This is a genomic window from Algoriphagus sp., from assembly GCF_030694375.1.
GTDB lineage: Bacteria > Bacteroidota > Bacteroidia > Cytophagales > Cyclobacteriaceae > Algoriphagus.
Genome location: NZ_JAUXYL010000026.1, coordinates 166118 through 179447 on the forward strand (window position 1 = coordinate 166118; position 13330 = coordinate 179447).

Genomic DNA, 13330 nt, shown 5'->3' on the forward strand with positions numbered 1-13330 from the left:
TTATTTATTCGATGGTGATTTTGATGTCATCTGTCAAAGGTCTTGACACACAGCATAGCACATAACCTGCAGCGATTTCCTTTTCGCTCAAGCCCGCATCCTCATCCATCTTCACTTGCCCGCTCAACAGCTTTCCTCGGCAAGCTGTACAAAGCCCACTTTGACAGCTGTAAGGCATATTCAGACCTGAACTCAGTCCGGATTCCAACACCGTTTTACCCGGCTTGACAGTAACCAGATGCTCATCCCCTTCCAGCACAATCGTCACGTCTCTTGAAAGAACCCCGACATTGATGCCTTTGAGTGCTTCCTCATGTGCCTGATGAGCTGCAGCAGAAAAGAAACTTTCCCGGTGAATTCTCTCTTTGTCTATTTCCAACTCATTCAGCACATCCTGAGCGATGTCCATGATCCCGTCAGGACCGCACATGAAATATACCTCCTCATAACGTTGCTCGTATTCAGCTCTCAGAAAAAGCTCCCGTAGCAATTCGGAAGAAAGTCTTCCGCTCAGTCCTGTCCAGCTTTCGGAGGGCTGACTGAGATTGTGAATTACTTTCAGTCGGTCCGGATTGGCCTTTTCGAGTAAGCTCAGCTGATTTTTGAAAATAATCTGCTCCTCATTCCGGCTGCAGTAGATCAGTGTGATGATGGAATTCGGCTCATTGACCAAGGCTGTTTTTAGAATTCCCATGATCGGGGTAATCCCACTGCCTCCGGCGATCAGGAAGAAATGTCTTCTGTTTTTGGAGTGAAAATCCGTAGTGAAATGCCCAAGTGGCTTAAGGACATTAATCGTCTTGCCAGGGAAGATCTTTTCATTGAGGAAATTGGAAAAAAGTCCGCCGGCTACCCGTTTCACGGAGATTCCTGGAAAAGGGTCGACAAATGGTGAGGTGCAGAGACTATACGATCTGCGCTCCTCTTTCCCGTTGAACTCCATCACCAAAGTCAGAAACTGACCCGGCTTATAATCCAATATAGGCTCTGGTTGCTCAAAATATAGGGTAACCGTATCTTCTGTTTCCCTTACTACCTCCCGCACTTTCAATGGCAAATAGGCATTTGCCTTTGGCTCTTCTTTCTTTTTCTTAAATAAATTGAACATCTGGAATTGATCTGATCGTTAATTTGGCTGCAAAATTAAGCCCCAAGTCGGTTTTATTGCGCACTTCCCTGAGAAATTCCCCATCAAAACCCCAAATCGGAAAAGTAAGTTTGGCTCTGAGTGATAATAATCTTTTCTCCGACCTGATTTTGGCACTAAAAACCTAAATTGCGACCTCCGAAAATCGGACCTGAATCATCTATTCGAAGCAAACTCTAAAAAAATGGAATTATCTGCCCTGACAGCCGTATCCTCGGTAGATGGTCGCTACGCTGGCAAAACCGAACCACTTCGAGCTTTTTTCTCTGAATTTGCCCTGATTAAGTATCGGGTACATGTCGAAGTCGAATATTACATTGCCCTCTGTCAGTTGCCTTTGCCTCAACTTGCAGATTTTGATCACGGCTTATTTCCTAAACTTCGCGCAATCGTCAAACAGTTCAGCCTCGAAGATGCCGAATGGATTAAGATTACCGAACGCACGACCAATCATGACGTGAAGGCGGTTGAATACTTTTTAAAGGAAAAGTTCGATCAGCTGGGTCTTGAAGAATTCAAGGAGTTCATTCACTTTGGCTTGACTTCTCAGGACATTAACAATACAGCTACTCCCCTAATGCTAAAAAATGGCCTTCAAGAGGTGATTATGCCATTTTTGGGAGAGATTATCGAAAGACTGACAGATCTCGCCGAAGAATGGAGCGTGATCCCCATGCTGGCCAAAACTCACGGCCAACCAGCCTCTCCTACCCGATTGGGCAAAGAAATCAACGTCTTTGTCGTCCGCTTGAAAAAACAGATCGAACTACTCGAGCAAGTTCCTTATTCTGCCAAATTCGGCGGTGCAACAGGGAATATGAACGCGCATCAGGTGGCCTATCCTGATATGGATTGGAATGAATTCGCTTTTCACTTCGTGGAAAATTACCTCGGGCTGGAACGCAGCTATCCAACGACACAGATCGAGCATTACGATAATATTGCGGCCACTTTTGACGGTTTGAAGCGGATCAACACCATTCTGCTTGACCTTTCCAAAGACATTTGGCAGTATGTGGCGATGAATTATTTCAAGCAAAAAATCAAGGCCGGAGAGGTGGGCTCTTCCGCCATGCCACACAAGGTAAATCCAATCGACTTCGAAAATGCAGAAGGAAACTTGGGTATTGCCAATGCCCTATTGGAGCATTTAGCAGCCAAACTCCCTATCTCCAGATTACAGCGCGACTTAACTGACAGCACTGTGCTTCGTGTGATTGGAGTCCCTTTGGCCCACATGCTGATTTCCTTTGAGTCCCTGCAGAAAGGATTGGGTAAACTCGAATTGAACCGTGCAGCAATTAACGCAGACCTGGAGGAAAACTGGGCTGTGGTAGCCGAGGCGATTCAGACCATTCTGCGCAGAGAAGGTTTCCCAAAACCTTATGAAGCACTTCGCGACCTGACCCGCACCAATTCCAAAATCACCCAGGCATCGATCTCAGAATTTGTGGATGGTTTGTCGATTTCGGATGAAATCAAAGAAGAATTGAAGGCGATTACGCCTTTTAATTATACCGGAATCTGAGATTTAACAGGAAAAAAATCTGCGATAATCAGCGGGAAATAATCCAGATACTTTTACAAAAAAACCGATAGAAGGTTCTCTATCGGTTTTTTTTAGATAGTTTTTATAAATTTCCCGCAGATTGACGCGGAAAAAGTCGCAGATCTCCGCGGATTTTATTAATCAGTTAATCGTCACCAACTCAATGTCAAAAATCAGGTCCTTACCAGCCAGGTCGTGATTGGCATCGAGGACGATTTTTTCATCTGTCATATCCACTACAGTCACCTGCATCGGCTGTCCACCACCACCTTGTAGTGTCAACTGAAGACCGATTTCAGGCTGAATATTTGGCGGAACTTGGCTTAGCGGCACATCTATCATCATATCTGCACGACGCTCACCATAGGCCTCAGCAGCAGGGATCGTTACAGTTTTCTTATCGCCTATGACCATGCCATACACGGCAGCGTCAAAACCCTTAATCATGTTTCCATCGCCCAGCGTGAAGCCAAGCGGTTGACGGGAAACCGATGAATCAAAAACACTTCCATCCTCCAGTCTTCCGGTGTAGTGGACGGTCACGGCATCCCCTTTTTTAGCTTGCATATTCTTTTGTTTTTGTGATTGACAAAGATAATGAAAATCAAATTGTCCGCCCAATCGAACACTTGTGTCCGAAAACAGTATATTTCTGTACATTTTCGGACATTTTTTAAGGAAAAAAGCCCTCTATTCGCCTAATTTGTACTTGGCACCATTTTCCCCCTAACAGAACCAAACAATCAATCATGGAAGCCCAAAACTTAGGAAAGATTCTAATCATTGACGACAACGAAGACTTGCTTTTTGCAGCAAAAATGCTCCTGAAAAAGCACGCCAAAGAAGTCATGATCGAAAAAGATCCCCGAAGGATTCCCTTTTTGATCAACAACAACAGCTACGATGTCATCCTTTTGGATATGAACTTCCGGGAAGACACCACTTCGGGCAAGGAGGGTTTCTACTGGCTAAAACAGATCAAAGAGATTGATCCCAAGGCGGTCGTGATTTTGATCACTGCCTTCGGAGACGTGGAGATGGCTGTGCAGGCGCTCAAAGAAGGAGCGACCGACTTTATCCTGAAGCCTTGGCAAAATGAAAAACTAATCGCTACACTTTCCTCAGCCATCAAACTCAAGGAAAGCTATGATGAGGTAGATAAGCTTCAAAAAAAGCAAAAGCAACTTCAAACGGATCTCAAAAAACCTTACGCAGATATCATCGGCGCAAGTGCCTCGATGAAGAATATTTTTTCAATCATTGACAAAGTCGCTCAGACGGATGCTAATGTCTTGATTTTGGGAGAAAACGGAACCGGAAAAGAACTCATTGCCAGAGCGATTCATGACCGATCACTGCGCAAAGACGAGATTTTCGTCGGCGTAGATATGGGAGCGATCACCGAGACACTTTTTGAATCCGAACTATTCGGTCACAAAAGAGGTGCCTTTACCGATGCCAAAGACGACCGGGCCGGCAGATTTGAGATCGCTGACAAGGGCACCCTTTTCCTCGATGAAATCGGAAACCTTTCCATGCCACTTCAGTCCAAACTCCTCACTGTGCTTCAGCGAAGAGAAGTGACCCGCATCGGTACCAATAAAGCCATTCCAGTTGACATTCGCCTGATTTGCGCCACCAATATGCATGTGCATGAAATGGTGATGGAAAACACGTTTCGTCAGGATTTGCTCTATCGGATCAACACGGTGGAGATATTCCTTCCACCGCTTCGCGAACGACAGGACGACATCCCGACTTTGGCCAATCACTTCCTCAAAAGCTACTCCCAGAAATACCGAAAGAATTTCACCGGATTCCGACCTGCCGCCATGGAACTTTTGCAACGGTATCAGTGGCCGGGCAATATCCGTGAACTTCAGCATGCCATCGAGCGGGCGATCATCATGGCCGAAGGAGATGAGCTGGATTCACGGGATTTCTTTTTCCTTTCGGCTAAGCCCGCCTCCGAAAAAGCCCCAACCGCAGTGACACTCAATCTGGACGACATGGAGCGCAGCACCATCCAACGGGCAATTGACAAAAACGGCGGAAACATCTCCAAAGCGGCAAAAGAACTCGGACTCACCCGAGCTTCGCTTTACAGAAGATTAGAAAAATATGGATTATAGAGTTGGGTTGCTGGGCCGGATCGCTCTGGTCGCAGCTTCGTTGTTTTTGCTTGCGTACGCCATGATTGACGGTTGGGGAGTCTTTATGATTTCTCTATTTCTGATTTTGGTGGTTTTTCAGATTATTTTCCTCGTTCGCTATTCCGAAAGTTCCTTCAAAAAAGTTCGTCTTTTCCTCGATAACATCAAGCAGGATAAGTATTCCCAACTCTATCCTGTGAAATTTGACGGGACGGAGACAGATGATCTGCACATCGAGTTCAATGCCATTTTGGCGAAGCTGAAAGAAGATCAGGCGGAAAAAGAAGCGAATTACCAGTACTTTCGATCGGTATTCAAGCACCTGAGTATTGGCTTGATCACGTTCGGGGAAAATGGAGAAATCCAGATCCTCAACGTCGCAGCCAAGCGAATCTTGAATGTGGACGACCTCAAAAACATCGGTGAGATCGAAAGCATCAACAAGGAACTTCATCTCGCTATCCAAAACCTCCGCACCGGAGGTTCCGAGCTGATCAAAATCGCCCATCCTGACGGGATTATGCAGCTCTCGGTTTATGTAATCGAGCTCCTGATGCGTGGCGAGCGCTTCAAATTGGTTTCCCTTCAAAACATCCAATCCGAACTCGAAGAGAAAGAAATGGAAGCTTGGCAAAACCTCGTAAAGGTACTCACGCATGAGATTATGAATTCCATTGCGCCGATTTCTTCCTTGGCAGGTACGCTGAAAGGGGAAATCGAACACAAAATGGATCACAATGAACCCCTTAATCCAACCGATATGGAAGACTGCCTCCTGGGCATCACCACGATCGAAAAGCGAAGCGAAGGACTGATCAGCTTTGTGTCGGATTTCCGTAGTTTGGCACATATCCCCCCACCAAAATTCGGCAGTATCGGAATCTCCAGATTGTTTGATCAGCTGGAAGTATTGCTGCAAAATCAGCTGGATTCGAAGGAAATAAAATTCATAAAGGAGCTGAATCCGAAGGAGTTGATCCTTTTTGGCGATCAGATGCAGATTGAGCAGGTGATGATCAACCTGCTGCAAAATGCCATTCAGGCGGTGGAAGATTCCGAGGAAAAAGTGATCAAACTAAGTGCCTTCATTGATGAAGCAGGAAAGATCATTTTGGAGGTCAGCGACACGGGAAAAGGCATCGAGGAAGAAGCTTTGGGTAAAATCTTCATCCCTTTTTTCACCACCAAAAAGAAAGGTTCGGGAATCGGCCTCAGTCTCTCCAAGCAGATCATGCGCCGTCATAAAGGTAATATCCAAGTTCGCTCTACCTTGGGAGAAGGGACGACTTTTAAATTGATTTTTAATGGGTAAAATCAGAGGGTAGGTCACAGGAAGTATTTTACAGTAAATGTCCGGTTAGGTGGAATAAAAAAGACCTGAATGAGATTGGAGTCTGATAATAAGAGCTGAGGACTCCGCCACTGAGGACGAGTGTGATTAGTTGTCTGCCGAAGAGTATCCGCTACTTTTCAAGTTCACTTTTAGCATAATGGCTGGATTATGGATAATCGCATAATTCCAATTCCGAATAAAAAGGGATAAAAAAATCTTTTTTTTAAAACCTGATTTTGATCATGAATTGAAAGATCTTCAATTCGTAGTTTTGGTCAACAAAAATTTTTCTACTGTGTCTTTACCGGCTAAACTTAAGCGCTTCTTATTCGAAAAAAGTCTGATCCCACCGAGGAAATGGAGACCTGCTGCCATCTTCTTGGTTGCATCAATTTTCGGTTTGGGCTTTTTTCTGCTAAGGCTCAGTAATGCTACCTCCTATCTCTCTGACGATCCCCAAGCCTGCGTAAACTGTCATATCATGGCTCCTCAATACATCACTTGGACTCACAGCTCCCATCGGGAAGTAGCCCATTGCAATGATTGCCATGTCCCACATAACAACATTGCCAATAAGTATTTTTTCAAAGCTAAAGACGGACTTTACCACGCCTCAGTCTTCACCATGCGTGGTGAACCTGAAGTCATACAGGCCAGAACTCCCTCTATCGAAGTCATTCAAAACAACTGCATCCGATGTCATCAAGATCAAGTTACCGATGCAAAACTGGAAGCCTTTGTGACTGACCATACTGCTAACCGCACTGACCGTACCTGCTGGGAATGCCACCGCGATGTGCCTCATGGTAGGGTCAGAAGCCTTTCGGCTGTTGGCTCACAAATAGAACCCATTAAAGAATATACTCCAGAGGATCTCTCAATCATCCCAAAATGGTTGAAAGAATCCATGAATACGGTCAAATCCACCCCCAAGTAATATGAAAAATTGGATCCTTTTTATCAGCACGGCTGTCATTGTTTTTCTACTGGCAATCTTGGCAGCCAATATCTTCGAACGTAGGTCCGAGGCCAAATACAGCTATCAGCCAAAAGTCAAACTGGAAGGAATCGAACCCCGCGATTCCATTTGGGGACTCAACTACCCCCGACAGTACCAGTCTTACAGAAAAACTCAGGACACTACGTTTAAAAGCATGTTTGGAACATCAGGTCACAAGGACGTATTGGCTTCTGAACCTGATCTGGTAATCCTGTGGGCTGGGTATGGGTTTTCCAAGGATTACAATGCACCCAAAGGTCACGCATGGGCAATCGAAGATATCCACAAAACGCTACGAGTAGGCTCTCCAATGGCGCCCGGGGAGGGACCTCAGCCTTCTACTTGCTGGACTTGTAAAAGTACAGACGTCCCCCGACTCATGAGTGAAATGGGAGTGACAGAATATTACAGCCAGAAATTCTCGGATATGGGCACTCAAGCCATCAATCCTATTGGATGTGCAGACTGTCACAATCCCGAGACGATGCAACTAACCATCACCCGCCCGGCCTTGATTGAGGCTTTTGAAGCAATGGGAAAAGACATCAATAAAGCCTCGCATCAAGAAATGCGTTCTTTGGTATGTGCCCAATGCCATGTCGAATACTATTTTGACAAGACGCGTCCTGGTCAGGAAAAAGCCGCTTACCTCACTTTTCCATGGAAAGACGGTATGGAAGTAGAAAATGTAGAAGCCTACTACGACAAAATCGAATTTTCTGATTTTACTCATGCTTTGAGCAAAACTCCAATGGTCAAAGCACAACATCCGGACTATGAAATCTACCAAATGGGAGTTCACGCCAAGCGGGGAGTCAGTTGTGCCGATTGTCATATGCCCTATCAGACTGAGGGAGGTCAAAAATTCACCAATCACCAAATCGGCTCTCCTTTGGCAAATATTGAAAACTCCTGCTTTGTCTGCCACAGGGAAAAAGTTCAGGACCTGATCACTGATGTCTATGACAGGCAACGAAAAATCAAGGAGGGTACCAATGCGGTACAAAGACAGATTGCCATGGCACATATCGAAGCAGCTAAAGCCTTAGAACTCGGAGCAACAGAAGTACAGATGAAAGGAATTCAACAGAAAATTCGTCATGCTCAATGGAGATGGGACTATTCCGTAGCCTCTCACGGGGCGGCTTTTCACGCACCTCTAGAGACCAGCCGAATCGTCTCCTCTGCTACAGCAATCATTCAGGAAGCCAGAATTGAACTCGCTCGCTTACTGGCCACTTTGGGTTATAATCAACCTGTACCCATGCCGGATTTCACCAGTAAAGAAGCCCTTCAGGCCTATATCGGGTTGGATATTCCAAAAGAAAAAGCGGCCAAGGTCACTTTTATGGATCAAGTAATTCCGCAATGGCTCAAGGAAGGAAAAGCTAGAGAAGCCCAAAAGCCAGCGAAAATTGTGAGCAGCAGATAATCTACCCATTTTATGAATCTTTCAAAAATCTTATTCGGACTGGCAACCCTAATGTTGCTGGTTCCACTGCACAGCTCTGCCCAATTTACGGTGGATGGCCAACTTATCGTCCGCAGCGAATTCAGAAAAGGATACAATAAGCCGATTGCAGAAAGCTTGGATCCGGCAGGTTTCATTGCCCATCGAGCCAGAATTCAAGCTGGGTACAAATTGGATCGGTTGAACTTTTACATGAGTATCCAGGATATCCGTACTTGGGGGAGTACCGGTCAGGCTAATATTTCGGACGACTTTCTTTCTGTTCACGAAGCGTATGCAGAAACTTCATTCGGAGAAAACTGGAAATTGAAATTAGGACGACAGGAACTCAACTACGATAATGCCCGCTTTCTTGGCAATCTTGACTGGGCCCTTCAGGCTCGATCCCATGATTTTGCGTTGATGAAATATGAAAAAGAAAAAGCTAAGTTTCACTTTGGTGGAGGCTTCAATCAAGACAGTCAAAAACTGAGCGGAAACCTCTATACTATCCCCAACCAATATCGTGCTGCACAGCTGATTCGATATGAAAATATCTTGGGTAAAATAGATTACTCCTTGTTATTTTGGAATGAAGGCAGACAGTGGTCAACTAAAAATTCCACCGGGACAGTAGTGGCACAAGGTACACGCTTCCGTCAAACTTTAGGAATCCCAACACTCCGAACAAATCTTGGTAAATCCACCCTGAGTGGCTACTTCTATTACCAATTTGGAGAGGATATTACCGGGAAAACAGTCTCAGCATTCAACACTTCGGCCCAATTCAGCAGACTGTTGATCAATCAAGTAGAATCCGGAAAAAAATTAAGGGCCACTGTGGGGTTTGAATTCATCAGCGGAAGCGATGCAAGCGGTCAGGAAAAAAACACCTCCTATGCGCTGCAATATGGAACCAACCACCTTTTCAACGGATATATGGATTGGTTTTATGTCGCAAACGCCTGGGAAAACAGCGTAGGGCTTAAAAATTATTACCTTCGAAGCCGGTATGAATTCAATCCCAAATTCTGGGTCCAGACTGATTTCCATCTTTTTTCCACCTACTCCCAAGCTGTAGATCGGGAATTTAGAGCACTGGGTGAAAATAAATTGGGATCTGAACTTGATTTCACTTTTGGATGGATTCTAAACGAATCAGTCTCCCTTCAGGGTGGTTATAGCCAATTCTTCTTCACAGAAACGCTGGAGGCAATCCAACCAGTTAATTTGAAAAATCAGCAAAACTGGGCCTACCTTATGTTTGTCTTCAGACCTACCAGCAAGGCAAAATTCATCGGAGTGCTTCAATAAGCCTCTAATACCAAAAACAAACTATGAAGTTTCTTTTTTCCACTAAAATCAGCCTTGTCTTATTACTCACACTCGCAATTTCTATGGGAGTGGCTACTTTTATAGAAAACGATAATGGAACACTGGTAGCCAGAGAATTGGTCTATGAAGCTTGGTGGTTTGAGCTGATGATGGCTTGGCTAGCGGTGAATTTTATTTTTCATATAGGAAAATACCGTTTGCTCTCCAAAGAAAAACTGGCCGTAGGACTGTTTCACATAGCTTTTATCATCATTGTAATCGGAGCTGGAGTCACTCGGTTTTTCAGCCGGGAAGGGGTAATGCATATCCGCGAAGGACAGTCTCAAAACACCTTCTATAGTGCCGAAAATTACCTGCAACTCGCAGACGATTCAGATCAGTTGATTCTCAGCAATCAGGAATTTATTCCCAAAATATTCGAGGTCAAAAGCTATCCGATGACTCTGGACGGAATAAAATTTGAGCTCAAAGCCGAGGAATACATCAAAGGTGCAAGGCAGGAATTTGCCGCCGGAGAGGAAACGCTTCTTGAAATATCAGTTTTGGACAAAGGAAACCGTCAGGATTTCACGCTCAAAAAAGGGCAAAACCTCCAGGTGGGAAAACTTCTGCTCAGTACTTCTGCCAATCCGAAAGCTCAGATTCAATTGATCCCAGGCCAGCCTGATTGGCAACTCCTGAGTAAATTTCCACTCCAGCTGATGGAGATGAGTACGCAGCAAATGGGAACCATGGAAGCAGACAGTCTGGGCACACTGAAACTTCGTACCCTATACCAATGGGAAACCGGTGCCTTGGTCATCCGCTCCATCAGAGAAAATGTCAGGCAAATTTTGGTGCCCGAGCCCAATGAAAAAATAGCCAAAGATTACCTCGACGGGGTAAAAATTTCAGTGCTTGGTCCAGACCAGAAAGTCCTCAAAACAGGGTATTTCCTGAAGGTCAACCGAAACCCGGACTGGGTGAATTTTACTTATGGAGAAAAATCATTCCGATTTACCTATGGCCCAAAGGCCCAGCAACTCCCCTTTTCGATTTACCTGAATGATTTTCAGTTAGAGCGGTATCCAGGCTCAAGCAGTCCTTCCAGCTATGCCAGTGAGGTAATGGTACAGGATAAAGGAGAAGAATGGCCATTTCGAATCTATATGAACAATGTCTTGGATCACAAAGGCTATCGTTTCTATCAGTCCTCCTATGATTCGGATGAAGGTGGAACCGTGCTTTCCATCAATCAGGATCGACCTGGAACTTACATTACATACTTTGGCTACTCCCTTTTGACAATAGCGATGTTTTGGGCACTCTTTATAAAAGGGAGTAGATTTAGCCTGATCCTTCTCAAACTGGGAAAATTGAATAAAGTGGGAATTCTAATCGGAATTTTTGCTTTTGCTTCACTCACTGTGGCCGCAAAGGACTCCACAGGAGTATGGGTAGTTCCTGAAGAAAAAGCCGCTGCATACGGGCGCTTAATCGTCCAGGATCTGGATGGAAGGATGAAGCCACTCAATACTCTATCTCATGAGATCGTCCGCAAAATCTACGGAAAGTCCCGCATCGAACTTGACCTTCCAACTGGGAATACCCAACTCAATCCGGAACAATTTTTACTCGCTGCACAGCTTGATCCTGAAGGGTGGAGCAAGCTTCCTCTGATTAAAATCGATCAGAAAAAATCTGCTGAAATCTTTCAATACCTTGGAAAACCTTCCTCATCATACCTGAGCTTTTTGGATTTTGTGACTGAGGATGGTGACTATAAACTCAGCAATCAAGTAGAGGAAGCCAATAAACTCAAACCTTCACAACGTACTGAAGGCCACAATGAACTGCTCAAAGTCGATGAGCGATTTAATATATTCTATGGTCTGCTAACAGGAGATTTTTTAAAACTTTACCCTAACCGACTCGACGGGAACAATACCTGGTTCACAAGCCAGCAATTTACCCAGGGATTTGAGGAGGAGGATGCGATTTTTGTAAAAAATATCGGTGGGATGTATCTCAATTCTCTCAAATCCGCCCTCAGTACAGGGGATTGGTCAGAGGCGGATGAAGCATTGGGATACATGGACTTGTACCAGCGAAAAGCCGGTTCAGAAGTTTACCCCGACCAAATCCTCATCGATACTGAATTGCTCTACACTCAGATCAATCTGGGAAATAGGCTGTTTGGTGTCTTTTGGCTTCTGGGAGTAATCATGCTTTTCACAGGAATTTTATTTCTTTTCTACCAGGGAAAAACTCTCCAAATCATCTGGAAATCAGGGACTGTCCTAGCATGGATAGGCTGGCTTGCCTTCACGATCCATTTAGGAATGCGTTGGTTTATTGCCAAACATCCACCTTGGAGCGACGGTTTTGAAATGCTTGTTTTCGTAGCTTGGGGAGTACTCCTGTCTGGATTGGCATTCTCCGGAAAGTCCAAACTGACCGTTCCCTTATCGCTTCTGTTTTCGGGCACCTTGCTTTTCGTAAGCTTTCTGGACTGGCTCAATCCGGAAATCACCAACCTGATGCCAGTCTTGAATTCTTACTGGCTCAAAATACATGTGGCCATCATAGTAAGCGGATATGCTCCTTTGGGGCTTTCTGCCATCATTGGATTACTTAGTCTATTCCTGCTGATCTTCAAACCTGCCAATCCAACTTCCAATTGGTGGAAGGCCCAAAAAGAACTCATCGCAGTCAATGAATTGTCAATTACAATCGGCCTCTATTTATTGACAGTAGGTACATTTTTGGGTGGAGTATGGGCTAATGAAAGCTGGGGAAGGTACTGGGCTTGGGATCCAAAGGAAACTTGGGCACTTATCTCTATTTTAGTTTACGCCATCATTTTACACCTTAGGTTAATACCTGGGACCCGCTCTGCTATCACCTTCAGTTTGGCCAGTCTTTGGGGATTTTCGTCCATCATTATGACCTCTTTTGGAGTGAATTATTACCTGTCTGGTCTTCATTCCTATGCCAAAGGTGATCCCGTCCCCGTACCTCAATGGGTCTTTGTTTTGACAGGAATCTTATTGGTGATTTCAGTAATAGCTGTTTTTCGCTACCGAAAACTCACTTTTCAGGAAAAGCAAGATCTAATGATTTAATATGCGGCCGACAGGCTCAACCCTCTCAAGACCAGATCCGCCGTGGAAGAGCCAAGGATGAAACCCATGGACAACAAAAAAAGGAACCAATCCAAGGCACCTGAATCCATCGATAGATGTGCACAGCGTTTATAGGAGTTGTCGAACTTTTTTTGGTTTGGGAAGTAACTATCTGCCAGCCTAATAAAAGTATCTGTATTTTCACCCAGAGCCGAATGCCAATCTACAGATTTGATGACTCGGTGAATTATACCATTCT

At 44.9% G+C, this 13330-nt stretch carries 9 protein-coding genes; 7 read left to right on the forward strand and 2 right to left on the reverse strand.

Features of this window, described 5'->3' with window-relative positions:
- Positions 1-4: 4 nt before the first annotated feature.
- Entirely contained in the window at positions 5-1108 is a 1104-nt protein-coding gene (locus Q8M62_RS10170; RefSeq protein ID WP_304902089.1) for a ferredoxin--NADP reductase, read from the reverse strand.
- A 223-nt stretch (positions 1109-1331) separates the two neighbouring features.
- Here Q8M62_RS10170 and purB point away from each other — a divergent pair, with 223 nt between their 5' ends.
- A complete protein-coding gene (gene purB / locus Q8M62_RS10175; protein ID WP_304902090.1) occupies positions 1332-2675 on the forward strand; it encodes an adenylosuccinate lyase in 1344 nt (447 codons plus the stop codon).
- Positions 2676-2837: 162 nt separating this feature from the next.
- On the opposite strand, the gene Q8M62_RS10180 is transcribed toward purB, so the two are convergent.
- A complete protein-coding gene (locus Q8M62_RS10180) occupies positions 2838-3263 on the reverse strand; it encodes a peptidylprolyl isomerase (RefSeq protein WP_304902091.1) in 426 nt (141 codons plus the stop codon).
- A 182-nt stretch (positions 3264-3445) separates the two neighbouring features.
- Here Q8M62_RS10180 and Q8M62_RS10185 point away from each other — a divergent pair, with 182 nt between their 5' ends.
- The 6 genes from Q8M62_RS10185 to ccsA all read left to right on the forward strand — a co-directional run bounded on the left by Q8M62_RS10185 (position 3446) and on the right by ccsA (position 13071).
- Positions 3446-4828, forward strand: coding sequence for a sigma-54 dependent transcriptional regulator (locus Q8M62_RS10185; RefSeq protein ID WP_304902092.1), 1383 nt, complete (start codon positions 3446-3448; stop codon positions 4826-4828).
- On the forward strand, positions 4818-6161 hold the full coding sequence (locus tag Q8M62_RS10190; protein WP_304902093.1) for a PAS domain-containing sensor histidine kinase: 1344 nt from the start codon (positions 4818-4820) through the stop codon (positions 6159-6161). Before Q8M62_RS10185 ends, Q8M62_RS10190 begins: the two co-directional genes overlap by 11 nt.
- A gap of 316 nt (positions 6162-6477) precedes the next feature.
- A complete protein-coding gene (gene nrfH, locus Q8M62_RS10195; RefSeq protein WP_304902094.1) occupies positions 6478-7119 on the forward strand; it encodes a cytochrome c nitrite reductase small subunit in 642 nt (213 codons plus the stop codon).
- Position 7120: 1 nt separating this feature from the next.
- Entirely contained in the window at positions 7121-8614 is a 1494-nt protein-coding gene (gene nrfA / locus Q8M62_RS10200; protein WP_304902095.1) for an ammonia-forming cytochrome c nitrite reductase, read from the forward strand.
- 12 nt (positions 8615-8626) lie between these two features.
- Positions 8627-9946: an alginate export family protein gene (locus tag Q8M62_RS10205; RefSeq protein WP_304902096.1), complete on the forward strand. Its 1320-nt coding sequence runs from the start codon at positions 8627-8629 to the stop codon at positions 9944-9946.
- 23 nt (positions 9947-9969) lie between these two features.
- Entirely contained in the window at positions 9970-13071 is a 3102-nt protein-coding gene (gene ccsA / locus Q8M62_RS10210; protein ID WP_304902097.1) for a cytochrome c biogenesis protein, read from the forward strand.
- The last annotated feature ends 259 nt before the right edge of the window (positions 13072-13330 follow it).